This is a genomic window from Parabacteroides sp. ZJ-118 (assembly GCF_011038785.1).
In the GTDB taxonomy this organism is placed as follows: Bacteria; Bacteroidota; Bacteroidia; order Bacteroidales; family Tannerellaceae; genus Parabacteroides.
In genome coordinates, this window is the sequence record NZ_JAAKDT010000047.1 from 1 (window position 1) to 26,335 (window position 26,335).

At 45.5% G+C, this 26,335-nt stretch carries 24 protein-coding genes and 2 pseudogenes; 14 read left to right on the forward strand and 12 right to left on the reverse strand.

Going from position 1 to position 26,335, the window contains the following annotated elements; genetic code table 11:
• Window positions 1-171 precede the first annotated feature (171 nt).
• The gene (locus tag G7Y39_RS13705) at window positions 172-1,539 is read left to right on the forward strand and encodes a restriction endonuclease subunit S (RefSeq protein ID WP_241160011.1); all 1,368 of its coding nucleotides are present in this window, start codon (window positions 172-174) and stop codon (window positions 1,537-1,539) included.
• A 41-nt stretch (window positions 1,540-1,580) separates the two neighbouring features.
• A complete protein-coding gene (locus G7Y39_RS13710) occupies window positions 1,581-2,249 on the forward strand; it encodes a restriction endonuclease subunit S (protein WP_241160012.1) in 669 nt (222 codons plus the stop codon).
• Window positions 2,250-2,371: 122 nt separating this feature from the next.
• Here the strand turns inward: G7Y39_RS13710 and G7Y39_RS11445 are convergent, their stop codons facing one another.
• The 6 genes and pseudogenes from G7Y39_RS11445 to G7Y39_RS11475 form a co-directional block, all read right to left on the reverse strand.
• Window positions 2,372-3,313: a relaxase/mobilization nuclease domain-containing protein gene (locus tag G7Y39_RS11445; protein WP_165157595.1), complete on the reverse strand. Its 942-nt coding sequence runs from the start codon at window positions 3,311-3,313 to the stop codon at window positions 2,372-2,374.
• Window positions 3,310-3,672, reverse strand: a complete 363-nt coding sequence (locus G7Y39_RS11450) for a MobC family plasmid mobilization relaxosome protein (RefSeq protein ID WP_165157596.1) — start codon at window positions 3,670-3,672, stop codon at window positions 3,310-3,312. The genes G7Y39_RS11445 and G7Y39_RS11450 overlap by 4 nt, the downstream gene beginning before the upstream one ends.
• Window positions 3,673-3,840: 168 nt before the next feature.
• A complete protein-coding gene (locus G7Y39_RS11455) occupies window positions 3,841-4,779 on the reverse strand; it encodes a toprim domain-containing protein (protein ID WP_165157597.1) in 939 nt (312 codons plus the stop codon).
• A gap of 275 nt (window positions 4,780-5,054) precedes the next feature.
• The gene (locus G7Y39_RS11465; RefSeq protein ID WP_165157598.1) at window positions 5,055-6,296 is read right to left on the reverse strand and encodes a primase-helicase family protein; all 1,242 of its coding nucleotides are present in this window, start codon (window positions 6,294-6,296) and stop codon (window positions 5,055-5,057) included.
• A gap of 319 nt (window positions 6,297-6,615) precedes the next feature.
• The gene (locus G7Y39_RS11470) at window positions 6,616-7,005 is read right to left on the reverse strand and encodes a hypothetical protein (protein WP_165157599.1); all 390 of its coding nucleotides are present in this window, start codon (window positions 7,003-7,005) and stop codon (window positions 6,616-6,618) included.
• A pseudogene (locus G7Y39_RS11475) lies at window positions 7,002-7,208 on the reverse strand (tyrosine-type recombinase/integrase); the annotation flags it as partial. The pseudogene G7Y39_RS11475 and the gene G7Y39_RS11470, both read right to left, overlap by 4 nt.
• Window positions 7,209-7,487: 279 nt before the next feature.
• Here G7Y39_RS11475 and G7Y39_RS11480 point away from each other — a divergent pair.
• From G7Y39_RS11480 to G7Y39_RS11495, 4 genes and pseudogenes are all read left to right on the forward strand, one after another.
• Window positions 7,488-8,717, forward strand: a complete 1,230-nt coding sequence (locus tag G7Y39_RS11480) for a site-specific integrase (protein WP_165157600.1) — start codon at window positions 7,488-7,490, stop codon at window positions 8,715-8,717.
• Window positions 8,718-8,730: 13 nt separating this feature from the next.
• Window positions 8,731-9,954 (forward strand): site-specific integrase, encoded by a 1,224-nt coding sequence (locus G7Y39_RS11485; protein WP_165157601.1) that lies wholly within the window; start codon window positions 8,731-8,733, stop codon window positions 9,952-9,954.
• Window positions 9,955-9,975: 21 nt separating this feature from the next.
• Window positions 9,976-10,351 (forward strand): annotated as a pseudogene (locus tag G7Y39_RS11490) (hypothetical protein).
• The gene (locus tag G7Y39_RS11495; RefSeq protein ID WP_206225166.1) at window positions 10,320-10,595 is read left to right on the forward strand and encodes a hypothetical protein; all 276 of its coding nucleotides are present in this window, start codon (window positions 10,320-10,322) and stop codon (window positions 10,593-10,595) included. Before G7Y39_RS11490 ends, G7Y39_RS11495 begins: the two are co-directional and overlap by 32 nt.
• Here G7Y39_RS11495 and G7Y39_RS11500 read toward each other — a convergent pair.
• The 3 genes from G7Y39_RS11500 to G7Y39_RS11510 all read right to left on the reverse strand — a co-directional run bounded on the left by G7Y39_RS11500 (window position 10,582) and on the right by G7Y39_RS11510 (window position 14,858).
• On the reverse strand, window positions 10,582-12,801 hold the full coding sequence (locus tag G7Y39_RS11500) for a hypothetical protein (protein ID WP_165157603.1): 2,220 nt from the start codon (window positions 12,799-12,801) through the stop codon (window positions 10,582-10,584). The two genes, G7Y39_RS11495 and G7Y39_RS11500, sit on opposite strands and share 14 nt — an antisense overlap.
• A 65-nt stretch (window positions 12,802-12,866) precedes the next feature.
• Window positions 12,867-13,574 carry an RloB family protein gene (locus G7Y39_RS11505; protein ID WP_165157604.1) on the reverse strand — a complete coding sequence of 236 codons (708 nt, stop codon included), beginning with the start codon at window positions 13,572-13,574 and terminating at the stop codon, window positions 12,867-12,869.
• A gap of 12 nt (window positions 13,575-13,586) precedes the next feature.
• Window positions 13,587-14,858: an ATP-binding protein gene (locus G7Y39_RS11510; protein ID WP_165157616.1), complete on the reverse strand. Its 1,272-nt coding sequence runs from the start codon at window positions 14,856-14,858 to the stop codon at window positions 13,587-13,589.
• A gap of 262 nt (window positions 14,859-15,120) precedes the next feature.
• Between G7Y39_RS11510 and G7Y39_RS11515 the strand changes: the two genes are divergently transcribed.
• Window positions 15,121-15,465 (forward strand): hypothetical protein, encoded by a 345-nt coding sequence (locus G7Y39_RS11515; protein ID WP_165157605.1) that lies wholly within the window; start codon window positions 15,121-15,123, stop codon window positions 15,463-15,465.
• Between the two features lie 355 nt (window positions 15,466-15,820).
• Here G7Y39_RS11515 and G7Y39_RS11525 read toward each other — a convergent pair whose 3' ends face one another.
• The 3 genes from G7Y39_RS11525 to G7Y39_RS11535 are packed head-to-tail and all read right to left on the reverse strand — an operon-like array spanning window position 15,821 to window position 16,838.
• Entirely contained in the window at window positions 15,821-16,126 is a 306-nt protein-coding gene (locus G7Y39_RS11525; RefSeq protein WP_165157607.1) for a helix-turn-helix domain-containing protein, read from the reverse strand.
• A 50-nt stretch (window positions 16,127-16,176) separates the two neighbouring features.
• Window positions 16,177-16,488, reverse strand: coding sequence for a helix-turn-helix domain-containing protein (locus G7Y39_RS11530; RefSeq protein ID WP_165157608.1), 312 nt, complete (start codon window positions 16,486-16,488; stop codon window positions 16,177-16,179).
• 11 nt (window positions 16,489-16,499) lie between these two features.
• A complete protein-coding gene (locus G7Y39_RS11535) occupies window positions 16,500-16,838 on the reverse strand; it encodes a hypothetical protein (RefSeq protein ID WP_165157609.1) in 339 nt (112 codons plus the stop codon).
• Between the two features lie 384 nt (window positions 16,839-17,222).
• Here G7Y39_RS11535 and G7Y39_RS11540 point away from each other — a divergent pair, with 384 nt between their 5' ends.
• The 7 genes from G7Y39_RS11540 (at window position 17,223) to G7Y39_RS11570 (ending at window position 26,293) form a co-directional block, all read left to right on the forward strand.
• Complete coding sequence (locus G7Y39_RS11540) at window positions 17,223-17,780, forward strand: DUF3408 domain-containing protein (protein WP_165157610.1); 558 nt, start codon at window positions 17,223-17,225, stop codon at window positions 17,778-17,780.
• Between the two features lie 282 nt (window positions 17,781-18,062).
• The gene (gene mobC, locus G7Y39_RS11545) at window positions 18,063-18,440 is read left to right on the forward strand and encodes a plasmid mobilization relaxosome protein MobC (RefSeq protein ID WP_165157611.1); all 378 of its coding nucleotides are present in this window, start codon (window positions 18,063-18,065) and stop codon (window positions 18,438-18,440) included.
• Window positions 18,437-19,363 (forward strand): relaxase/mobilization nuclease domain-containing protein, encoded by a 927-nt coding sequence (locus G7Y39_RS11550; RefSeq protein ID WP_165157612.1) that lies wholly within the window; start codon window positions 18,437-18,439, stop codon window positions 19,361-19,363. The genes mobC and G7Y39_RS11550 overlap by 4 nt, the downstream gene beginning before the upstream one ends.
• A 2-nt stretch (window positions 19,364-19,365) precedes the next feature.
• Window positions 19,366-20,037, forward strand: coding sequence for a hypothetical protein (locus tag G7Y39_RS11555; protein ID WP_165157613.1), 672 nt, complete (start codon window positions 19,366-19,368; stop codon window positions 20,035-20,037).
• A 1-nt stretch (window position 20,038) separates the two neighbouring features.
• Window positions 20,039-21,241 carry a site-specific integrase gene (locus G7Y39_RS11560; RefSeq protein WP_165157614.1) on the forward strand — a complete coding sequence of 401 codons (1,203 nt, stop codon included), beginning with the start codon at window positions 20,039-20,041 and terminating at the stop codon, window positions 21,239-21,241.
• Between the two features lie 234 nt (window positions 21,242-21,475).
• Window positions 21,476-22,480, forward strand: a complete 1,005-nt coding sequence (locus tag G7Y39_RS11565) for a restriction endonuclease subunit M (RefSeq protein ID WP_165157615.1) — start codon at window positions 21,476-21,478, stop codon at window positions 22,478-22,480.
• A gap of 6 nt (window positions 22,481-22,486) precedes the next feature.
• The gene (locus G7Y39_RS11570) at window positions 22,487-26,293 is read left to right on the forward strand and encodes an Eco57I restriction-modification methylase domain-containing protein (RefSeq protein WP_241160029.1); all 3,807 of its coding nucleotides are present in this window, start codon (window positions 22,487-22,489) and stop codon (window positions 26,291-26,293) included.
• The last annotated feature ends 42 nt before the right edge of the window (window positions 26,294-26,335 follow it).

Genomic DNA, 26,335 nt, shown 5'->3' on the forward strand with positions numbered 1-26,335 from the left:
CAATAATATTCCTCTGTTAGACAGTCACGGACACTTGATTGTTAAGCATGACCTTTTCAATCATGATGGTTTGACACAAGACGGAATTGCGGAAGCATTTTCAGAGTTTGCAAAGAAAGAGCATCTCTCTTTTTTCGTGGATGCCCCTTTGACGAAGTAAAATATAAGGCTTTGTTAGAGGGGCTTAAAATTACAGAAACAAGGGCGCAAATTGTAACTCAAGATATAGTCTTTAGACTTGAGGCTGAATTTTACAATGCTGATAGTATGCATTATAATGATATTGTAAAAGGAGAAAAGGCTATTATCTTTTCACAATATGGTACATCAAATGAACTCAATGAGATAGAATTAGGCTATCCGGTATTACGATTAAATGAGTTTAATTTGGCATTCATATCTAAACCAGCCAAATATTGTGATTTATTAGATGCTGACACATATCAATCTCTCAAATTAAAGAAAGACGATGTGCTGATATGTCGCACTAATGGAAATCCGAAGTTAGTCGGAAAAAGTGCTATTGTTCCAGCCGACTATAACTATGCATTCGCTTCATACCTGTTTAGAGTAAGACCTGACAGAAATGTTATCAATTCTGCTTCGTTAGTTGCCTTTTTGAATTCGAAATATGGCAGAATGGAAGTAGAAAAGTATGCGATGGTGAGTAATCAAGCCAATTTTAGTCCAGCAAAGTTCAGAGAGATTTCGATACCGATCTTACCTAATAGTATACAACAACGAATTGAAAATTATACATATTCTTCTTTTGAAGTTCTCAAAAAGTCAGAAGAGTTATATGCGTATGCAGAAGCCTATCTTTTAGAATGTTTAGGCATGACAGAATTTTCCGCCAATCCTAACGCCTACAATGTAAAGACTTTGAAAGACTCTTTCCTTGAAACTGGGCGGTTTGACTCGGAATATTATCTACCTAAATATGAAGATTATATACGGCTTGTACAATCTTACTCGAATGGCTGTGGGCTGATTGGCGAAGTGTGTACTATCAAAGACAGGAATTATACGCCTGAAGATGGTGTGCGGTATAAATACATCGAACTTGCCAACATTGGTAAATCCGGCGAGATAACGGGCTATGAAGAGCAAGTTGGAAAAGAATTGCCTACGAGAGCAAGAAGAATCGTTCATCGTGGAGATGTTATCGTGTCTTCTGTGGAAGGCTCTCTTGACAGTTGCGCATTGATAACAGATGAATATGATAGGGCTTTATGTTCAACTGGTTTCTATGTACTGCAATCATCTGAATTCAATCCTGAAACATTGCTTACACTCTTTAAATCGCAGCCTATCCAAAATCTTATGAAGAAAGGATGTTCAGGCACAATATTAACTGCTATCAGTAAGTCCGAATTGGAAAGGATACCGATACCCCTTATTCGACAAGAAGTTCAAGATGAAATTGCCAAACATGTACAAAAGAGTTTCGAATTACGTAAAGAGGCTATGCAATTGCTCGAAGATGCGGAACTTACAGTAGAACAAGCAATAGAAATGGGGGGGAGGGTAAGCCCTTGATTTGCAACCAATTATTGAAATTCTCGGCACAAGAGTGGAATTTGGCTACTTGGTTGCTGCTTGCTGAAATTGGATTAACTGCCACAATAAAATCGCAACAGCAAACAGTCTGTAGCCATAAGATGTTATCAAGTAGTTTTTTGGCAAGTGGCAGATTGGACGCAGAATACTATCAACCTAAATTTGATTACTTGTTCAGTAAGCTAAATAAGTTTAAGACAAAGACAATAAAACAAATCGCAACGCTTTCCAAATCAATAGAGCCGGGGAGCGATACATACATAGAAAAAGGAATTCCATTCATTCGGGTGGCCGATTTGTCTAAGTTCGGTTTATCCCAGCCTACAATTTACTTAGACCGCTTTAAATTTAAGGATGTGATACGTCCTCAAAAAGATACTATCCTGCTATCCAAGGACGGCAGTGTTGGCATTGCCTATAAGGTTGAAGGACCAATAGATGTTATTACATCAGGAGCTATTGTACATTTAAATGTTACGGACAAAGAAGTATTGCCTGACTATTTAACATTAGTAATCAATTCAGTCGTAATTAAATTACAAGCAGAGAGAGATGCAGGAGGTTCTATTATACAGCATTGGAAGCCATCAGAAATTGAAAAAGTCAATTATTCCGATACTACCAATGCCGGAACAAATCAAATTGTCAAAATTGCTACAAAAAAGTTTTGTTCTTCGCAAAGAAAGTAAGTTGTTATTACAACAAGCTACATTGATTGTAGAAAATGCGATTGCAGAGAATTAAATTTTAATAATTGACAGCCAGCATAATAATGCCAGCTGTCCGAAAAGATTAAATACTGGATGTTTTCTTATAAACTCATTCCCCGTTTGCGTTTCTTTTTCCTGCGCAACATCTCCGCCATTTCTTGATTAGCTTCCGCATCGGCGGCATTGTAGGATGAAGTATTACCGTTCAGCAATCCCAATGAACCGCTGAACAATTCGGTATGCGTAGTGGCTGATGGTGCGCTTGGCGTGGCAATTTCATGTGCTTTTGGCATCAACCTCATACGCTCCTCATGCCTGTTACGCTGCAAGGAAGCGTCAATCTTGGAATAGCTGAAACGCCTGTCCACCTTGGAGCCGTTAAAACGGTAGCCGTTCTTGGTGAATACAATGCCCTGCACCTCGTTGGTCCGCCCCTTGTGTTTGAAATGTACTTCCACACCCTGCCGCTTCAGGTTGGCGGCAAGCACGTCCCAGTTGCCGCACCTGCCGACTTCCGTCTTGAGGATGTCGTACAGCTCATATTTCGTCTTGTCCGGTTCTTTAAGGCGGTTGCGCTTGACGTTCTCTTTCCCGCTTGACATGTATAAGCCGTATTTCATGGTAAGCTCCTTGCAGACACGGGTGCTGCGCAGGCGTTCGTTTCGATCTGAAATGGTGTTGCCGTCATTGTCGATACGGTTGTAGGCGATATGCACATGCGGATGCTCCTTGTCGAAGTGGCGGGCGATGAGGAACTGCGTGTTCCGGATGCCCATCCGCTCCATGTATTCAAGCGCGATGACTGCCATTGCACGGTCTGTCAGGCGATGCTCATCCTCTTTGGAGAAACTCAGGGCGATGTGCCCGACAGGTTTTGCCACCTTGCCGTTCATCTGCGACTGTACATTGAAGCTCATAGCGATGGTATCCTTGTTTTCCATGAACAAGCCGTCGCACGCCACTACCCGAGTCCCCTTGTTCTTGTTGAGGATGTAGTCCACCACACCCTTGAAATCGCTTCCTTTTACGATTTTCGCCATCATATCCCAATCTTGTTGATAAGTTCGTGAATCCTTGCCACCGCCACCTTGCAGTCCCAATGTGTATCGTAAAAACCTCCGGCATTGGCTTTGCGGGCAAGCTGGTTGAGGTTGTTCGCCATGCCGCAGAGCTTGCGCACATGGTCGGCGTGTTCCTTCGACAGCCGCTCCTTCACATGACCGTTTTGGAAACATTCCCTCATGTATCCGCTTGGCGACACTCCTGCCTCATATGCCCGTGTCAGCAGGCGGAAATAATCAGCCGCCGCCATCTTCACGGCGACACGGTATGTCATTTTATCGGTAGCCCCCTTCTTCGGGCGACCGCCCTTGTTACGTCTCTTATCTTCCTTATGTTCCATTCTTCAAGTGTTGTTATTGCAGTTAATGTATAGACCGACGGGATGCCGCTCCCTGCGATTCGGGGAGTGGGTGGCAAGCGGTTTCGGTGCACCCGAAACACAAACTTGCTACCCCACAATCCCCGGAGGATGAATTTCGGGCATCTCGCTTTTTTCCCATTCTCGATGTCATAATCCCAACCCTTTTTTCTTGGGTTTAACGATGTTCCGTGGCGGTGGATTGACGGCTAAATTCTGCCGCTTGCCGCACAGGTAATCGTTCAGGTCTTTATACCCATGATAGTTGTGGGAGAAGTCACGGGTGCGGTTGGGAAACTCTTTCCTCAGTTCCTGATATGCCCTTGCCCCCGCCTCGTCATTGTCGAGCAGGCAGTGGATGCGTTCATAACCGTGCAGCACGTCAATGGCTTTGGAAACATTGGCTACCGAATTGAGGATGACGTAATCCTGCCTATCAAGGTTAGGCGTGGCCGGGCAGTTCTTCATCCTCAACGTGAGGAATGAAAGATAGTCCATCATGCCCTCGAACACGAGGCATTTCTCTCGCGGCTCTCCTCGCTGCCGGATATGGCTGATGTCCTTCGGTGCTATGCAGCCTTTGAAGAATCGGTTACGCACCTCATAGCCTCCTGCCACATTCGGGAAACTGATGGCGAAATAAGGCTTGCCATTGTTGCTGAAGTGCAGTTCCTTGCATTCCAGCCTTACCAATGCGGTATTTATGCCACGTTCCTGCAAATAGCGGAGCAATGCCGGATGTGCGAGTTCCCACACCTCTAACTGTTGGAAACTCGGCTCGGATGATTGCCGGCGAAAAGAGAAAGATACAGGTCGGATGTGCAGAGCCTGTTCTGCTATTTTACGGAGCAGGTAAGGCACATGGTCAGAAAAATAAAGTTCCTGTGCCAGTGCGATGATGTTGCCGCCTTTGCCCAGCCCGTAATCATACCACAGGTTACGGTCAGTGTTTACCTTGAACGAGGCTTCTACTTCCTCCCTCAGCGGTGATTTGTACCAAAGGCTTTTGCTCTGTTGCTTCACGGGCGTATAGCCCAGACTTTGCAGGTAGTCTGTCAACTTGATTTGTTTTACGTCTTGGATGTTCATATTTCAGTCTTTTAATTGATTTAGTATTACAGTGGGGTTGATGATGATTGGAAAAACGTTGATTTGATGAATGGGTAGTTTAATATACTCATATACAGTATTATACTTTCTCAACGGCTTCTCAACAAACCACTCGCCAAAAGAGAAATCAACAATCGGTCGGTGTGTTATCCTCAACTTTTATTTTGGTGTGTTGAGTTTTTGTTGAGAGTGCATATTGTTGATTATGAGCGTGGTTATATTCCTATTCATCAATTCAACAAAAAATAATGGAATTACAGGGATTCAAGCTGTTCCCTTGTGATGGTGTAATAGCGTCCCACCCTCCTTACCGGCTCATACCGACATTCCCGATTGTAGTTCAATTGATAGGTGGTATATGTCAGTCCATTCTGCGCAGGTGCAAGTTTCCAGCACTCCTGCAATACTTTTCTCACTTGGTGCTTTTCCGCTTTGACCTGCGTGTTTACCAACAGTACAAGGATATCATTCGGGCAGAACGAGAAAGTGTCTGTGCCGACACCCTCCATGATGTCAAGGATAAGTTCGTGCATCTCTATCTCCAACCGGTTACGGTTGCTGCGGATAATCTTCCGCAAGGCTTCGGTATGCAATAGCGATGGAGCAAACCACATCCGGCTTTCTTTTTCGGTGGACAGACTTCTGCGTTGCAGGAAATGGAGAAAGGCGGGTATCTCCGCTTTCAGTTTTTGCAGGAAGTCGGTATCATCGGACTGCAAGCGATCTATCTTACGCACCCAATAACGTGTTTCCCCTGCGTCGATGATGACAGGCAGATACTCGTTGTTGGAACACAGCACGAATTTGGCGAAGAAAGCTATCTCGTCACGGTCTTTGCCTTTGGCTTCCACCTTGTAGGAGAGTGTGGTGCTTAGGTTTTTCAACCTTTCGCTGTCCTCCCTGCGGTTGAGCAGCACCTCGTCCACAAGGATAAGCAGTTTCCCTGCCCAGTCTGAGTTGAACTGGCTGCGGAAATCCTCGTTGGTGTTGAACGTCACATTGTTCCGGAACAAGGCTTTCAGAAAGTTCAGAAAAGTGCTTTTGCCCGTGTTGCGTTCCTCCGATACCAACAGCAGGATGGGCAGCTTTTGGACGGGTTGCAGGTAGAGCAACTGCAAGTAGTCCATACCCAGCTCATATTGTTCCCCGAAGATGTGCCGTACCAGCGATTGTATGTTTGGGAACTCGCCCTGCATCGGTCGGTGGTCTATCGGCTCGTAGAGGTTCAGGAACTTGCCGATAACAGGCTGGTACTTGACGTGTTCGGGTACGGTACAGAAGCCGTCATACTTGGGAACGCTGCCGATGTAATCCTTGCCATAGTCTTGGCGCAAGGTCTCGTTGTTCCACGCGATGCGTTTCTTTACATAACCTCCGTTCAATCTCGGCTGCTCCACAATCTTGTAGAGCGTTGTGCCGACACGGATAAACTCCTCCTTTGCCATGCCGCCATCTGATGGCGGTCGGTGGCTGTCTTTTTCTTCTTTGGCTGCCATATTATTCGATTTTAGTTTGATGAAATGTCAGCCACAAAAGTATAATCAATTATCGGATAGCTTGTTAAGCAAAATACAGCAGAACGCAGAAAAAAGCGAATCGGGACAGAAAAAACAATGGTTCGGGGCTAAAAACATATGTGAAAACAAAAAAAATCCCGAAGAAGCAGGTCTGAAACAGTTGATTCTTCGAGACTGGATATTAATACATTAATACGGATGAATGGCAATATACTTATGTGGTTATCCGTATAAATACATTGTTGGCAATGTGAGTAGGCATAGGTTTCACTACTTCATGTCGCCATCTTAATAGGTCTTACGCCTGATAATTAAACAAATCCATGTTGTTGAAACCCGGCGAAAAGAAGATGCTTGTTTTCTCTTTTCGCAAGTACAGCCTTTCAAATATGGCATTGCGAACCTGCTCAGCACCAAAGGTATTGATACGGAAAGCGAGTGCCGCCACCATCGGAAAACCGAACACATCGGCATAATATCCGTTTTCCAACCGGACATATTTCTGTATCTCATAGTCTTTCAGGACACCGCTTTTATACACGGATCTGACTGCGGCACGGAGTGTCGGAACGATTACCCCAAACAGCTCCACCAATTCCGGTTCAGACATCCAAACACCGGCTATATCTGTTGGCATGATGATGTTGCCACGCCCGTCTGTCTTAATAACCATCCTTTCCATACTCATACCATTGTAATGCCGTTAAATGCCTTGCTTAGTTTGTTTCCGAACATCGTCAGGTCGTTGTCGAGTTTTTGCGTGGTTATCTTCGCGTAGATTTGGGTCGTGACAATGTTCGTGTGCCCTAAAATCCTGCTAACACTCTCGATTGGCATACCCTTGCAGAGAGCCAACGTTGCGAATCCATGCCTGGCGCAATGGAAAGTGATAGGCTACGCAAGGAGAAGCGAGTAGGTGAAGATAAAACGTAAACCGTTTGAAATGAGCAAGGTTTCAGTATTTTGCCAAGTGGTGAAAATGCAAAAGGGAACGGAATATTGAGGTTATTCAGTTACCAAACCGTTAGCCAGGCAGTTACCGAAACGGGAATAGGTAACGGTCGGCAATGAAAAGAAGTCCTCACCGTTTTGTTTGCACTCATATACAGTATTTTGCATATCAAGGAACGCTTATACGGCAAGTAAATTTGCACTAAAAATATAAGCGTTATGAAAGTAGAAAAATTCAAGGTGCTGCTCGACCTTAAAAAGAGCGGGCTGGACAAGTCGGGCAAGGCTCCTATTATGGGGCGTATCACCGTGAACCGCACGATGGCGCAATTCGGCTGCAAGCTCTCCTGCACTCCCGGGTTGTGGAATCCCCGTGAAAGCCGTCTGGACGGCAAGAGCCGGGAGGCTGTTGAGACCAATGCCAAAATCGACAAGCTACTGTTGGCGGTAAACGCCGCGTTCGACAGCCTTGTGAACCGCAAGGTCGATTTCGATGCCACCGATGTGAAAGACCTTTTCCAAGGAAGCATGGAGACGCAGATGACCCTCATGAAAATGACGGACGTTGTATGCGATGACATCAAGTCACGTATCGGCATAGACCGTGCGAAAGGCACTTATCCCGGTTACCATTATATGCGCTTGGCACTTAGAGAATTCATTGAACGCCGGTACAAGGTCAAGGATTTGGCGTTCGGGCAACTGACGGAGCAGTTCATCCACGACTATCAGGCTTTCGCCACGGAAGAGAAAGGGTATGCGATTGATACCGTCCGCCACCATCTTGCCATCCTGAAGAAAGTCTGCCGCCTTGCCTACAAGAAAGGGTATTCGGACAAATGCCATTCCCGGCATTTTGCCCTGCCCAAACAGAGCGAGAGGACACCGCGGGCATTGAGCCGCGAATCGTTCGAGAAAATCCGTGACGTGGAAATACCTGCTTACCGCAAGTCCCACATGCTGGCAAGGGACATGTTCCTCTTCGGGTGTTATACCGGAGTATCTTACGCAGATGTCGTTTCCATTACCTGTGCCAATTTGCAGACGGATGAGGACGGGGCGTTGTGGCTGAAATACCGGAGGAAGAAAAACGAACTCAGGGCCGGTGTAAAACTGCTGCCCGAAGCGGTTGCACTTATAGAAAAGTATCACAGCGAGGACAGGGAGACGCTGTTCCCTTTGCTTCATTGGTCAAATCTCAGGAGGCACATGAAAGCGCTGGCGGCATTGGCGGGCATCAAGGATGACTTGTGCTACCATCAGGCGCGCCATAGTTTCGCCTCGCTGATTACGCTCGAAGCGGGCGTTCCGATTGAGACCATCAGCCGTATGCTGGGACACTCCGATATTTCCACCACCCAGGTGTATGCCCGTGTAAGCCCGAAAAAACTTTTCGAGGACATGGACAAGTTCATAGAAGCGACCAAAGATTTCAAACTGACCCTTTAAACAAGAAAACGATATGCGAAGCACATTTTCACTATTGCCCTACATCAACCGCAGCAAGGTTAAGGCTGACGGCACGACCGCCGTACTCTGCCGTATCACCATTGACGGGAAGCAGACCGCCATCAGCACGGGCATCTATTGCCGTCCGGAGGATTGGAACGGCAGGAAGAACGAGATAAAGACCGTAAGGGAGAACAACCGTTTACGGGAATACCTGCGTCTGGCAGCGGAAGCCTACGATGGGATACTCAAATCGCAAGGCGTTGTCAGCGCAGAAATTCTGAAGAATTGCCTTGCCGGACAAAACCTACATCCCGTTACCCTCCTTCAAATGGGGGAATGGGAACGGGAGCGGTTGAAGAAACATTCCGAGGAAATAGATTCGACTTCTTCCTATCGAAGTTCAATGTATTATCAGAAGTACCTGACGGATTATCTCGCGTCATTCGGCAAGAGAGACATCAATCTTGAAGAAGTGACGGAGGACTTCGGCAAATCCTACAAAGCCTATCTGAAGAAATGCAAGAACTTCGGGGCGACCCAGACCAACAAATGCATGTGCTGGCTGAACCGCCTGCTGTACCTTGCCGTGGACAGGGAAATTATCCGTGTGAATCCCTGTGAGGATATGGAGTATGAGCCAAAGCCGGAAGCAAGGCACAAGTATATCAGTCGTGAGGAGTTCAAGAAAATCCTCTCCACCCCGATGTACGACAAACGTCAGGAACTGGCAAGGCGGGCTTTCATCTTTTCGACCCTGACGGGGTTGGCGTATGTGGACATCAAACTTCTGCATCCGCACCATATCGGGACAAATGCGGATGGCAGGCGGTATATCCGCATCAACCGCAAGAAGACAAGGGTGGAGGCGTTCATCCCCCTGCATCCCATAGCGGAACGGATATTGTCGTTGTACAACACGACCGATGACGAGCAGCCCGTATTCCCTCTTCCCAGCCGTGATTCCTTGTGGTTTGATGTTCATGAGATGGGTGTAATCATAGGGAAAGAAGATAACTTGTCCTACCATCAAAGCCGCCATAGCTTCGGAACTTTCCTGATTTCAGCGGATATACCTATCGAGAGCATTGCCAAGATGATGGGGCATTCCAATATCCGGACGACACAAGGGTATGCCAAAATCACGGATGACAAGATTTCCAAGGACATGGACAAACTCATGGAACGCAGAAAAATAGAATCTACCGGCGAAAAGAAAAAGAACAACAGCAAATAAACAATGGTAAATAGACGCATTATGGAAAGAGGGACAATAACAATCACTGAAACGGGTGTGTTCACAATGCCGACAGCACCTGTATGGATGACCAAGTTTGAGATAGCCGACTTGTTCGGGATGTTCTCATGCGATATTCGCAAAACTATTCATGCAATCTATAAGAATAAGGAACTGAGTGAATGTGATACGATGAAGTATATCAAGCAACCTGACGGTATCAGCTATGACGTTTACAACCTTGAAATGGTTATAGCTGTTGCATTCAGGATATGCAGTAAAAGAGAGTATGGCGTTCAGACGGTTTGTAATGGATAAAATGTGCGCAAGGAAGAGAGGAACGCAAGCGATGCTGTTCGTTTCCTATGGCAAGGGCGGCAACCTATGGTATTGTTGAACTTCATTCCGTCAGCCTCCTGTTTCCGATGTTCGGATGCAAAGGTAGTGCGTGGCTTTGGTGGCAGTTGCAAGGTCGGGCGGCAAAGCCGTTCCGGGCAGAATCTTCCTCAAACAGGTTTGAGCGTATTCAGCCCGAAAACCTTGCCGCTGCCTGCCACGCACAGAAAAGGCATCCGGCAACAGAATCAAGCGACTGGCATATTTCTCTTTCAGTATATTTATATTCTTTTATTGATGAGTAAAGTCCTCAAATAACAAATCTTGTAGCTCTGGAGGAATGGGAATATTATCTTTCATGTTCTTTTCAAAAGACGGGTTATTATGCCAGTTATTATAATTTTGCAGGCATAGAATATTCCAACCACCCAAAATGAGACCAATTATAACAGTTATGACTATTGATACAAGTTTGTTCGATAGAAACATATCAATAATTCTCATCGTACCTTCAGGAATGAAGAAATATAAACAACAGACAATCGAAACAAATATAATAAAGATTAAAAAAGCCCAACCAAGGTGTTTTTTAGACTGCCTTTTCTTATCTTCTACCTTCGCATTAATATAATTTTCGCGCAACTTTCTTTTCTTTGCGCAATCTTGTGCCCATAATTTGTTTAGCAACTCATTCTTTTGCTTATTCTCATAGACAAGTGTTTTATTATCTGCAAGAAGTTGTCTGTTATGTTGTTCTAATTCTTTCTCTTTTATATCTATACCTTTTTGTCTCTCAGCAAGTTCTTTCTCCTTGTTTTCAAGGTTTTCCATGCGTGCAGTATGTTTTTTCTCTTGATTCTCTCTGTGTCGCTGCAGTTCCACTATGCCATTGTTCATTGTGTTTATCAGCTGTTGAAGTTTTTGAGCCGCAGCATTATCAATCAGTTCTTGCTTTGCGGCTTCTTCTTTTACCTTGGCTGCAAACTCTACCTTGTCCTTCTTTGCAAGTTCATTAAGAGATTGTACATCCTCTATCTGTCTGTTAACTATACGAGTAGAAAGGCGTAAAACATCCTTGTCAGTTATATTGCAATCAAGTCTATATTTTTGGATATTCTCGTCTAATTCTTTAATAATACGTGATTTAGGAAGCGTTGCGCTTAGCGCGTATGAAACCATAGAAGCCAATCCCATATCTACAATTTCTGCATCATTTACACCGAAAGATGGACTAGTCAGCCAAATTATATTGAGCAAATTATCAACTTTTATTGTTTCGGGCTGTGCAGTCTTATCTCCCTGCAGACACTCTATGTATTCACAGTGTTCATTCTCATGAGTAATGGCATTGTTTACAAACCAACAATTGACCTTGTCGAAATCATATATCTTTTTGTTTCCACGTTTTTCTCTGACATACTGAATCGCAATAGCATCATGTAGAGCTGCTTTCTCTGTAGAACGGTATTTCCTGTAAACTTCATACTCTTTGCTATATTTGGCTTTCCCTCTCAATTTATCTGTATTTGGTAGAATGTATATGTCATATTGGGTGGTCAGAATTTCTTCTATGTTATCAGAGATTCTATATAAATCTACGCTACTCAGATTGCGACGATCACAGGCATTATATATATCTTCCTTATTAATATTCTTTGCGATAATAGCACTATCCAAATTTTGCGCTTTATAAGTCAATAATCCTTGAAACTCTTCAATTGTATCATGCAAGACTGTAAACTTGTAACCAAGTTTCTTACTGGCGTCAATAAACGTATTGCAACATTTTGTCGATTCAGGAGTGTTTAAATCTAACAAACTTACGATGAAATTAGTATCAAGCAAAATCTCTACGTCCATCTTAACACCAATAGGTCTATAATTCAGATAGCTGGTAAGCATAGAGCCTAAATACAGGTTACGCAATGTATCATAAATCTCAGGAGCTTTCTTGAAAAAGTCGACAAACAAAGCTGCTGCAACATTTTGCTGGGTTTTGTCTTTCTGCTCATGAGCCAAGTAATATGATATATCGGCGCGATTTTGTTCAATAAAACGAATAAGTCCAGACTCGTCACAGTCATCAGTATACTTGTGTATTTTGCAGAACTCTTTAAAAATTCTTACAACATTCGAAACTTCTGCCTTACTTTTGGCTATTTGCTCCTTATATTCTTCAAATACGAATTTTTCAATAATAAAAGCATTATCATCAAATATCCGCATATCTTCTCTACCATTCTTTGCGTTCAATTCTATGGCTATTTTCAGCATGATATTTCTTAAAACGGGAGTTGGAATATCCAAACCAAATCTATCATCTATTGCTGTTGCTATTTCTGACAAGTTTGCTCCCTTCGCAGAACCATCAGGATATAATTCTGATAGCGCATTTTTTACGATTGGCACAAAAATATCTAAGGAACCTTCTGCGAAAGTACCTGTAGTACTGACATGAGCAAGAAAGCTATATGCAATTGCTCTTTTTTGTGTTTGATAATTAGTTCCCATCTATTATTATCTTAAAAGATTCTACCAACAGTAATAGGAATATCAGTAGCCTTACCTAAAATTACTCAATTTTCTTCTGTCTTTGCTATCAATTCGGCGTTTAACTCTTCATCCATTCCCAATAATTGACGCACAAGGCGATAAACCGTTGTGCAGGGATTCTGACGGGCATAACGAGAATCTGTGTATTCAAAATGTTTTGCTTCTGCATACCGTAAAGCTGAATTTATCGATCCATATTTTGTCATTATTTCATAGTTGTTCGGATCATTTTTGGCATATTTATATTTTCTTTTTGATTTATATCGGGGAGATGCATTTACGGCAACAGAGATTTTTTCTTCGTAATCCTTTCTCGAAACTCCTGTTGTCACATTATGAAAGTGATACAAATACCATAACTCGAAAGCTTCATTACTCCACGCGACTTCAACATCGTTATTCTGTCCCTCTTCAATAGCCCTATTAAAGTCTTTGGCGGGAATGTCATCTTTATCAAATACGGCCCAAACACGATCGTAATTGTTCTTGTTCTTAAGTTCTATCGCCTTCTCCACAACATCCTTCGTCCCTCGACCAAGTCCTTTCACTTCAACATCGTACACAATAATTCCTCGTTGCCTTTCAGAGAAAGCCTCAAAATAGTTTGGCTCAGTCTTCGTTCCTTCACATACAATCAGTACTGAACAGCGAATAATCTTATGTTCTCTCTTTTGCGACTGCTTCTTGAATTTCAAAGAAGCATTGTCTATTTTTATTTTCTTTGCTGCCATGACCTTACATTTTTAATCATTCAAAATATAAGGAATAGCACCGTAACGTCCGGCAATATAGTTTTTCTCATAGTTGGCATCGTTACGAGGTTTGGAACCATCTGGGAGTACAATATCTGTCAGGCTATACAAATCTGTCTGTTCTTTGGCATCTTTCTCCGTGAACCATATTTGATCACGTCTGAGGATTTTTTGAGAAAGCAGATGGGTATCATGAGTTGTAAATATCAGCTGTGCATTCTTGGGGTTTGTTTCCGAATTATTAAACAGTTCAATAATATACTGAGATATAAGAGGATGCATTTTAGCATCCAATTCATCTACAACAAGTACAGCTCCGGCATATAGGGTGTCAAATATTGGTCCTGAGAGATCAAATAACTTATTTGTGCCGGACGATTCACGTTCCTCAAATGAAAAATTTATAGTACTTATAATCTTCCCTTTATCAGAATACACGTTATGTACGGAATCCAATTCTATATTCTTTTTACCTTGTGTCTCTCTTTGGAAAAGAACTCTCAATTCAATAGGTAAATCCTGAGGTATATTAGGTTCTTCCTCATGAGTGAGAATATTTCTAAATCCAAGTCTCAGCTTCTGGAAGAATTTAAGAGCATCGGTACTTAGAATACCCTTTTTATGAAAGAAAAGTTTCGAATAGGTTCTATACTGTTGATTATTCAATCCTGAAATCACATTAAAATCCGATTGAAACCATGAAATAACCTGACGAGATATTTCTCCCCCTAATTGTTGGCATAATGATAAAAACAATCGATTGTTGTTAGTTTTTTCTTCATAGCCTGATCCTTCCGGGAAGTTATTCTCATCAACACAAATTCCCTCTTCATTTCTTACGAACATTATCTGCTCTTTAGAGCGAGGTGTAGTTTTTCGGAATAACCATTCATCAACTATGCGTTCCATGTTATATCTGAATCCGTATCTGTAGCAATACTTCCCTTTCAAGAATATAATTTCGAACATCGTAGGACGATGATTGTCTTCCAAAAGAAGAAATGGATCATATGCTAATCCTTCATTATCATTTAATTTTACCGATAACAACACGCATCCTGCCATTGCGTGCATAGCACTGACAAGATTTGATTTACCGCTTGAATTAGCGCCATATAGTGCAAGCGAACGAAGCAGGGTATGTTTATTGCACTCAAACAAATTCGTTTCAGCACATTCCTTCAGAGCCTTGTCTGCTTCCATCACTATGGTCTTTCTTTCATAGAATGACCTATAATTCTCTACAGTAAATTCAAGTAACATATATTTGATTTTAAGTAATCCATTATTGAACATGACTAATTTAGCACCGCAAAGATACAAAATAAATTCCATATTGCGTGTGCATATTTGAGTTTTTTTCTCAAATATGCACACGCAATGCGTTCATAATACAAGTTCGAGACGAAATAAAGAGATAAATTGTTTGACTATCAAGAAACTATTGTTAGTGAAACGTAGTACCACAATCAATAAACAAGGTCAAATATGTGCATTATGAAGAGAAATCATAACAATCAGTGAAATGGGAGTAGTCACTATGCCGACCGCACCCGTATGGATGACCCAATTCGAGATAGCCGACCTGTTCGGGGTGTTCTCGTGTGACATCCGCAAAGCGATTCATGCAATCTACAAGAATAAGGAGCTGAATGAGGTTGAAACGATGACGCATATCAAACAACCTGACGGTATCAGCTATGATGTTTACAGCCTTGAAATGGTTATAGCCGTTGCATTCAGGATATGCAGTAAGGAGAGTATAGCGTTCAGACGGTTTGTAATGGATAGAATCTGTGCAAAGAGGAAAAATACACAAGCCATGCTGTTTGTTTCCTATGGCAAGGGCAGCAACCTATGGTATTGTTGAGTTTCATTCCGTCACTCGCATATTTCCGATGCTCGGATGCAAAGTTAGTGCGTGGCTTGAGTGTCAGCCGCAAGGTCGGGCGGCAAAGCCGTTCCGGGCAGAATCTTCCTCAAACAAGTTTGAGCGTATTCAGCCCGAAAACCTTGCCACAGCCCGCCACGCACTGAAAAGGCATCCGGTAACGGAAACGAGCGACTGACGGAAAATCAGAAGAGACAAAAAAAAGAGGAACGGCTTACAGACGAAGCTAAACTGAATGCTTCATTCGTAAGCCGTCCTTTTTCTCTTCTTGTTGGATGTTGTTCATTGCTACCGCAAGACGGGGCAGACGGCAAACTTCGCTCCTTCAAGAAAATCAGGTGCCCGTCTGCCGGTATGCGGAACGGTAGCTGTCCGACAGCATCCGTTCGATGTCGGATTCACGGTAGAGGATTTTTCCGCCTAATTGGATATAAGGTATCCGCCCCTCGTTGCGGTAGTCCTGAAGTGTCCGGCGGCTTACTTTCAAACGTGCCGACACCTCCTTGTCGGTAAAGAACCTTTCTCCGCCCAGTGTCGGGCGGTAGTTGGCTGTCAGGTGCTCGAAGCTGTCCAACAGCCGGTCGATGTTGCTCATGAAGTGGATTATCCACTCGCTGTTCTTTGTAATCAGTTCGTTCATACTTTGGATTTAGTGGGTTTTATAATTATACTCGGTTTATTGCATCCTATTCATATCGTCCTGCCCTTGAACCCGGCTTCCTTTCTCCTGTCCTCGACAACCGCCACGATACGCTGCACATCCTCGGGACGGTAGTAGGTCTTGTGGTTTATCTGCGAGTAAGCCAAAGTTCCATTGTCCCGAAGTGTCTGCAATGTGCGCGGGCTGATGTTGAGCATTTGGCACACGTCCTGATTGTCCATCCACTTGTTCATTCTCTTTTCTCCATGCCAATGGCAGATGGCATCCATGCGGCGGACGAAACGGTCGAACTTGGCGACCATCTCCTCAAAGGTTCGCTTTTCGATAGATACGATTTCCATATTGTCTTTTTTTAGTTGTTATTGTTGATTTTGCCACAAAGGAATACATAACCTGCTGCCCTGCAATGGATTTTCCGAAAGTGGCAGCATTTGGCACCGGTATGGCGGTCTTTGTCCGGGTTGTTGCTTGCCGGTTGCCTGTGGGCAAGCCGATGTGCCATGATTCCTTCACCACCTTTTTTGCTGTTATCATTCCTTTTGCCGCAAAGAAAAACAGAATCCGTCACCTGACAATGGACTTTACCATTACCGGTAGCATGTGGCACAGGGTGGTAGCGGTTGGCATCATAACAGGTTGCTTGTTCAGCACATTCTTCTTGCCGCTTATAGCTGTTGTCGGTTGTCCGCATACTCTTCCGAGTGCAAAGCGTAATCCATGAATACGGACTTGTTTTTGGAGAATGGGAACATGACCTTTTGATTATCCTTTTCAGAGGAGATACGGGAAATAGGTTGGCACGCTATCACCTTAATATAAGAAAAGAAGCCGCCGGCATGGCTTGCCATAAGCCCTTGTTCCTCTCCGAACCGCCCTCCGTGTAATTCCGGCAATCCGGCAAATCATAGAAGTTCTCACCATGTATCAAAGCTGCCCATCGGCAAAACCGCACAAAATTGCCCCACTGCACCCATTCGCTTGACAGGCTGGATTATAGGCGGTTATTTTGCTCCCGACAAACGGTCAACTATGCGCATACAGACCAATGAGTATTCACCTTTAACAAGAAAAGAAAATGAGTAAGAAATTCAAAAACATCGAGAACGATGAAGAGTTCAAGAACTTCAAGTTGGAAGACTACCTGCCTTCCATGAACAGACGTGAACCGAAGGCAGATACTTCCGCTTCGGAACAAGAACCGACTGTGGAGGAAAAAGCAATCCTCTTCCCTCCAATGGATGAGCCGGACACATCCGCTATACAGGCGGCAGTGTCTGAATCAATACGACAGGACGAGCCGGAGGTACGAGATAATGACGCCGATGAGGAAGGCGAAGAAGTGGAGGCGGCTGTTGCCGAAACGGATGCTCCTGCTGGACGGACTATTGTCAGACGCATCAGCAGCAAGCAGCGCAGGCTGTCATTGGACGAGTACCGTTCCACCTACCTGCAAGTCCCCAAGATTGCCGACCGCAAGCCCGTGTTCGTCAGCCGTGAGGTGCGTGACCGGCTGGACAGGATTGTCCGCTGTCTCGGAGGCAGGGGCATGAGCGTGTCGGGGCTGGTCGAGAACCTCGCCCGGCAACATCTTGCCGCTTACGGGAGCGACATCGACCAATGGCGTAAATTGTAGGAATTAAGACCGACCGACGGAAGTGTCTTTGGGGTATCTTTCAGGGATGCTCCAAATCACTTGTAACGGAGTTTGGAGGGGGCAAGTTTATGTTTCGGGCAGACCGAAACCTCGTGCCAGCGAGCGCAAAGATGAGTTCACTCATCATTTGCCGAGCGCAGCCGAGGTTGGTCATGACCAAACCACTTGCCCCGCTCCAAACCTCGCAGGGAAGTCACATCCCGTTGGTCTATATCCTGTGGAATCATTGTAACCATTAAACAAAATGAAAACTTAGTAATCATGAAGAGCGAAAAAGTAAATAATGACGGACGGGAACGGGCAGGCAAAGGCGGCCGTCCCGTCAAAGGTGCTGCCGAGAAGTTGAAGTACCGCATCACGGTAAAGATGGCAACGGAGGACTACTACCTGTTGAAGTCCAAGGCGAAGTCGGCAGGAGTCTCTGCAAGCGAATTTGTCCGTGGCTGCATAACGGAGGGCGGCGTGAAGGAACGGATCTCGAAAGAGCATGGCGACCTTATCCGCAAGCTGTGCAGCATGGCGAACAACCTGAACCAGCTCGCACGCAAGGCGAATGCGGAGGGGTATGCCTCCGTGTCCATGCCCTGCCGCACACTGATGATAGAGTTGGACAACCTTGTAAACCGGATACGCTTATGATAGCCAAAATCATGAAAGGCTCGGACTTCATGGGCGTGGTTTACTACATCCTGAACGATGAGAAAGGCACTAAAATCATAGATGCTGACGGCTTGTTTTTGGAAAATAATGACACGATAGCGCAGGGATTCATCGGGCAGGCACAGATGAATCCGAGGGTGACAAAGGCTGCCGGGCATATCGCATTGAGCTTCTCCAAGGAGGATGCGCCACGCCTGAACAATGCGGTCATGGCTCAGATAGCCCGTGAGTACATGGAGCGGATGGGCATCCGGGATACGCAGTACATCATCGGGAGGCACTTCGACAGGGAGCATCCGCATGTGCATATAGCGTTCAACCGCATTGACAATAACGGCAAGACCATTTCCGACAGGAACGACCGCTTCCGCAGCGAACGTATCTGCAAGGAGCTGACCAAGAAATACGGGCTTCATTTCGCCAACGGCAAGGAACGGGTGAAGATTGGCCGGTTACGGGAGCCGGATAAGACGAGGTATGAGTTGTACCAAATACTCAAAACGGAAGTAGGCAGATGCGGCAACCGGGACGTGCTTGTCAATAACTTAAAGCGGCAGGGCGTTGATGTTGAGTTCAAGTACAAGGGGCAGACGAATGAAATCCAAGGCGTCATATTCTCCATGAACGGCTACCGTTTCAACGGCTCAAAGGTGGACAGGCAGTTCAGCTATTCCAAAATTGATGCGGTGTTAAGGCGCAACAATTACGAAGAACGGCAGATGCAAGCCAACCAGCAACGGGCTTATCGGGAAGAAACAAGCACGGATTCAAGCCGTGCTGGCAACCTTATCAGCGGCTCGTTAGGTTTGTTCGATCCAAATAATGTGCCGGAGGAACAACAGCCTTACGACCCGTACCTGAGAAACAAGAAAAAGAAGAAACAACGTAAAATCAATTGGTAACTATGGCAGGCAACAATGTATTCATCCTCTTCGAGGAAATCAAAACTACTTTGAAAGGTATAAACGGTAAGTTGGAAGAACTCCCCAAAGTGATAACCAAGCAACCACAAACCGGGGACAACAAACCGTATTTGTCCACGGTTAAGGAGGCGGTAGCGGAAACGTCAAAAGCCCAATCCGAAGAGATTAAGGGCTTGTTGGCAAAGCAATGGGAGGCTCACGCACAGCTTTCCACCCTGACCCTGCAACGACTTGATAATATCAGGAAGTTGCAGGAAGAACAAGGGGAACAACAAGAGTTGCAACCGCAGGAACATATCCACAAGCACAGTTTCGACATCAAGTCAAGCAAGGTCTTTTCTTTCGTAGTGGGGCTTGGTGTGGTATGCGCCTTATCCCTGTGGGGCAACATCGAGCAATGGCAGTCCAAACGCCAATACGCCGATGACGCCTTGAAGTTCCGTGCCATCCGTTCATGGGGCGGATGCGATGCGAACGATGTGCTTTGGCTTAACAAGGTATTTGACATACATAGGGACGAGGAATCCATCGAATGGGTACGGAAGCAGGCGGACGGGTATGACATCTCCCTGAAAACCGTCTCCGACAGCCTGATGCAGGAGGGCTTGAAAGATAAAGTCAAGTTCCAGACCAGCAACCCTAAATCCGACTGACATGGCATCGGTAAAGGTCAAGTTTCGCCCGTCCACCCAAAAGGGCAAGGAAGGGACAATCTACTATCAAATCATCCACAAGCGCGTAATCCGTCAGATAAAGACGGATTACCGCATCCTTGCGGATGAATGGGATGAGAAAAACGGTGTCGTGGTTATCGCCACTGATGGTAGACGCTGTATCCTGTATTCCATAAAGGAGCGCATCAACCGGGATGTAAAACGGCTGAATGCGGTAATAAACAGAACGCAAGGTAATGGCAATGAGTTTACAGCGGATGACATCGTCGAGGGATTCCAAGAATCGGTAAACGAACAATCGTTCTCCCAGTTCATGGAGGATGTCATTGCCCAACTGAAACGCCTGAACAAGGAGCGGACGGCAGAAACCTACACGGCAACGCTCAACAGTTTCATGCGGTTCAGGAAAAACGATGATGTCTTATTGGACGAAATCAGCTCTGATTTGATGATGGAATACGAGGCTTATCTGAAAACGCAGGGTGTTACGATGAACACCGTTTCATTCTATATGCGTATTCTCCGTGCGGTCTATAACCGTGCCGTTGAGAAAGGTCTGACGGGACAGCGCAACCCGTTCAGGCACGTTTATACGGGCATTGACAAGACCGTAAAACGCGCCATCCCGTTAAAAGCAATCAAGCGGATCAAGGAGCTGGACTTGTCCCTGAAGCCGCCATTAGACTTCGCAAGGGATATGTTCCTGTTTTCGTTCTACACCCGTGGAATGTCGTTCATCGACATGGCTTACCTGAGGAAGAAGGACTTGCAGAACGGCATCCTTTCCTACCGCAGGCGAAAGACGGGGCAACAGCTTTTCATCAAATGGGAGAAATGTATGCAGGAGATTATTGGCAAACATGAGGCCGAAAACACAAGCCCGTTTCTTCTTCCTATCCTCAAATACCCGTATGAACAGAGCCGGAAACAATATAAGAACACGTTGTTCCGTGTGAACAAGTACCTGAAGGAAGTGGCAAGGCTGGCAAACATAGAAATCCCGTTGACGATGTACGTCAGCCGTCATTCGTGGGCAAGCGCGGCGAAAAACAAGAATATCCCGGTATCAGTCATCAGCGAAGGCATGGGGCATGACTCCGAGACGACCACGCAAATTTATCTGGCATCACTGGATTGTTCGGTGATTGACAGGGCAAATTCACTTATCCTGAAAAGTTTGTAAATGCACGGGGATATGTTTAGCAAAAACGAATATCTCCTTGTAAGAGATACGTCCAACTCTGCAAAGTTACGCATTTTATTGAAATTACGGTAATTAAACGGGGACTATTTGACTTGTAAAATATGGTGGTAGCGGCTTTTGTTTAGCAAAGCACAAATAAAACCGGTTGATTCTCAACAGGAATCCTCTCTTACAAGGAGATACGCTTCAACACGGATTTAACTTGTGCCGGATATGCCGTGTGAAGCAGATATATTGGAAGACCACATATCGGGATTGTCCCCCGACTTGCTGAACGCCTTGCTCAAAGACCATACAACGAGCATGGTCGGTTGCCAGCGCAATATATTCTGGGCGACTGCCGACTATGAGCCTTTGGGTTTGGGGTATGAGTACGGCTCTCAGATTCTGCCGGAACTGATAACAGGCAGGAACGGGCACGTAATCATGCCCCGTGTGCTGAAAGCCCGAGATACCCAGCGTGACCGCAGCCGCGACATGGCCGAAGTGTTCACGCCTTCATGGATATGCAATGCGCAGAACAACCTGATAGACGATGCGTGGTTCGGACGCGGGGAGGTGTTCAACCATGAAAATGACGACCATACATGGGTCTCAAATCCCGATAAGATAACATTTCCGGAGGGCAGGACGTGGCGCGATTATGTCCGCGACACACGTCTGGAGATAACCTGCGGGGAAGCCCCGTATCTCGTGAGCCGGTATGACACCACAACCGGACAGCCCATACCCATAGACAGCCGGATAGGGCTTCTTGACCGTAAGTTGCGCGTGGTCGGCGAGAATACCGGCACGTCCGGAGAATGGTTGAAATGGGTGCAAGTTGCCTTTCAGAGCACATACGGATATGAGTGGCAGGGCGACAACCTGCTGATTGCCCGTGAGAACCTGCTTGCCACGTTCATGGATTACTATCGCGCAAAATTCGGCAGCGACCCGATGCTGAAATCCCTGCAATACATCGCCTATATCATTTCGTGGAACCTGTGGCAGATGGACGGGCTGAAAGGTGTGGTTCCTGACAGTTGCGGTGAACGCCGGAAGATTGTTGCCGACCTGTTCGGGACAAGGGAGGAAGTCAGCCAATGCGAAGGCTGCCAAAAAGACAACATCCGCAGGCACAACGGCATCTATTGCCAAATCAAGGACTGGCGGGCCAAAGACCCCAAAACGGGAAAGATGGGGAAACGAATCCGATTTATCGACCTTATAAAATAGTGCGGCATGAAATTCACCTCTTCACTAAAGCTGAAACTGATTTATGTGTTCCGCATCAATGATGCAGCGCACAGGGGTTGCCTGAAAGTGGGCGAGGCAACTTGTGACAATGACAATGTTTTCGGCCTTGCCCCGAACAGCAAGCCTCTCAACGAATCCGCGAAGAAGCGCATCAACCAATACACGCAGACGGCAGGCATCGCATACGACCTCCTATATACGGAGCTTACCATATACAACGGCAAGAACGGCTTGTGTTCTTTCAACGACAAGGAAGTGCATGGTGTTCTGGAACGTTCCGGAATCAAGAAAAAGACATTCGATACAGAGAACAAGGCCAACGAGTGGTTCATCACAGACCTTGAAACGGTCAAGCGGGCGATAACGGCAGTCAGGGAGGGACGGGAATCGCTCTCTTCCGCCGAAGTATCACACGACCGGATTCCAATTGTATTCCGACCGGAGCAACGGGAAGCCATCGAAAAGACCAAGAAGCAGTTCAGGAAAGGCAACCAAATGCTTTGGAACGCCAAGATGCGTTTCGGTAAAACGTTGTCTGCATTGCAGGTGGTGGAGGACATGGATTTCTGCCGCACCCTGATTCTTACCCATCGCCCCGTGGTCGATAGCGGCTGGTTCGAGGATTTCGGCAAGATATTCTATGACAGGGCGGATTTCGCGTATGGTTCAAAGAACAACGGCGACAGCCATGCCTCACTTGAAACGAGGGCGAAACAGGGCAAATGCCAATATGTCTATTTCGCTTCCATGCAGGACTTGCGCGGTTCCGAGCTTGTAGGAGGAAACTTTGACAAGAACAATGAGGTGTTTGCCACCGCATGGGATTGCATCATCGTGGACGAGGCGCACGAAGGGACACAGACGGAGCTTGGCAAGGCTGTCATGCAGGAACTGACAAAAGCAAATACCAAGATACTGCGTCTTTCCGGTACTCCGTTCAATCTGCTGGATGATTTCAAAGAAGATGAAATCTACACTTGGGACTATGTGATGGAGCAACGGGCAAAAGCGTCATGGGACGCCATCCATTTCGGCGCCCCCAATCCTTACGCCTCCCTGCCCACGATGAACATCTACACATACGACCTCGGGCGGCTGCTCCATGAGTTCGTGGATGAAGATGTGGCCTTCAATTTCCGCGAATTTTTCCGGATCAATGAAGCCGGGAACTTTATCCACGAAAAAGATGTAAAGGCGTTCCTGAACCTTCTGTGCGAGGTGGACAAGGAGAGTTGCTATCCGTTTGCCAATGAAGAATACCGCAACATATTCCGGCACACCTTATGGATGTTGCCGGGCGTGAAAGAAGCCCGCGCCATGAGTGCCATGCTGCAATCCCATCCCGTGTTCCAACATTTCAGGGTGGTGAATGTTGCCGGAGACGGTGACGAGGATGAAGAGAGCAAGGATGCCCTTGCCGCGGTGGAAGAAGCCATCGGTAAAGACCCTGATGCCACACGAACCGTCACCTTGTCCTGCGGAAGATTGACAACGGGTGTCAGCGTAAAGGCGTGGACGGGCGTATTTATGTTGTCAGGCTCTTATAATACCGCCGCGTCAAGTTATATGCAGACCATCTTCCGTGTGCAGACACCTGCCACCATCAACGGGAGGGTCAAGGAGCAATGTTATGTGTTTGACTTCGCACCGGACAGGACTTTGAAAGTCATTGCCGAAACAGCGAAGATTTCAGCAAAGGCAGGAAAGACAAGCGGCAACGACCGCAAAATCATGGGCGAGTTCCTGAACTTCTGCCCGATTATCTCCATTGAAGGCTCCAAAATGAGCCGGTTCGATGTCCCGAAGATGTTGGAGCAACTCAAACGTGTTTATGTGGAAAGGGTTGTCTGCAACGGCTTTGAGGACAGGAGCCTGTATAATGACGAGCTGATGAAACTGGGTGATTTGGAATTGCAGGAGTTTGACGACTTGAAGAAGATTATCGGTCAGACCAAGGCAATGCCCAAGACCAATCAGGTGGACATCAACAATCAGGGGCTGACCGATGAGCAATACGAGGAACTTGAAAGCCTTGAAAAGAAATCCAAGAAGAGAGGCAAGGACAAGCAGCCGTTGACGGAAGAGGAAAAGAGACGCCTTGAAGAGTTGAAAAAGAAAAAGGAGAACCGCGAAGCCGCCATTTCCATCCTCCGGGGTATTTCCATCCGTATGCCCTTGCTGATTTATGGCGCGGAGTTGAGCGATGAAAGCCAAGAGATAACGATTGACAACTTCGCTTCGCTCATCGACCCGCAATCGTGGGAGGAGTTCATGCCCAAAGGCGTTACCAAACAGAAGTTCAACAGCATCAAGAAATACTATGACCCGGAGATATTCTGTGCGGCAGGAAAACGCATCCGTGCCATGGCACGTGCCGCGGACAAGTTGAGTGTGGAAGAACGCATTGAACGTATCACCGATATTTTCAGCACTTTCCGCAATCCCGACAAGGAGACGGTACTCACGCCTTGGCGTGTGGTGAATATGCACCTTGGCGACTGTTTGGGCGGATATAACTTCTTTGAAAAAGGGTATGAAACCACATTGTCCGAGCCTCGTTTCATTGACCGTGGCGAAGTGACGGCAAACGTGTTTGCGGAAGATTCCCGGATCCTTGAAATCAACTCGAAGTCCGGATTATATCCTCTTTACATGGCATACAGCATTTACCGCACAAGGGTAAAGACCTCTTTGTTTTCGGTGTCAAGCATTGAGGATGAACAGAGGATATGGGACAAGGTGGTGGAGGAAAACATCTTTGTCATCTGCAAGACGCCGATGGCAAAGAGCATTACCAAACGGACGCTTATTGGTTTCCGCAAAGGTAAGACCAATATGTGGGCACCGGAAGATTTAATCAACAAAATTAAAAACCAGCCCGAACTCTTTATCAAGAAAGTGGGCGATTTAGTGGGAAAGACCGTGAAAATAAACGCAATAGTTGGTAACCCGCCGTATCAAGTTAATGATGGGAGCGGTGCCGCAGCTGATAGTGCAATTCCTGTTTACAATAAATTTGTAGATATGTCACGAACACTCAGGCCCATTTATGTTTCGTTAATAATGCCATCTAAGTGGATGGTAGGCGGTAGAGGACTTAGTAAATTTAGAGAGGATTTTTCATCAGATTCCCATCTTGAGAAATTATTTGATTTCGAATATGATTCATATATTTTCAATGGAATTCACATCGATGGTGGTGTTTGCTATTTTCTTTGGAATATAAATTACGAAGGAGTCCCTAAAACTCGATATATTAAAAAAGATGGTTTAGTTATTGAAGGTAATCACTCTCTAAAAAACCATTTTTTTGATTTTGTCATTCGAGACCGACGCATTGTATCTATTCTTGAAAAAACATCCACTGGATTAAGTTTTAATTCAATTGTTTCAAGTGTTCGCCCGTTTGGAATTCGCGGTTATCTTTTCAATGAGCCCAGTCGTTATCCCGAATCAAAACTATCTGAAGTCCCTTTCAATAATTCGCTTCGCGCCTATGGCGTTAAGGGAATAAAAGGTGGCGCAAGACGTACAATTGGTTACGTGACTCCAAAAACAGTTAGCTCAAATTATCATTTTGTAAACAAATATAAGATATTTTTCACCACAAGCTATTCTACCGGAGCTATTCTGCCTCCAGAACATATCGAGGGTTATCCTAATGATATTTGTACAGAAACATTCCTGTTAATTGGACCATTTGAATCTGGAGAGACCGGAGCATGCTGGGACAGCATGAGGGCTGAAAACGAATGCCTAAAACGGCAATTCGCCGTTGGAAGGCATAGCTGATTATCAGTTATTTGCATTTTTCGTTTATGGTATCAGGCCATA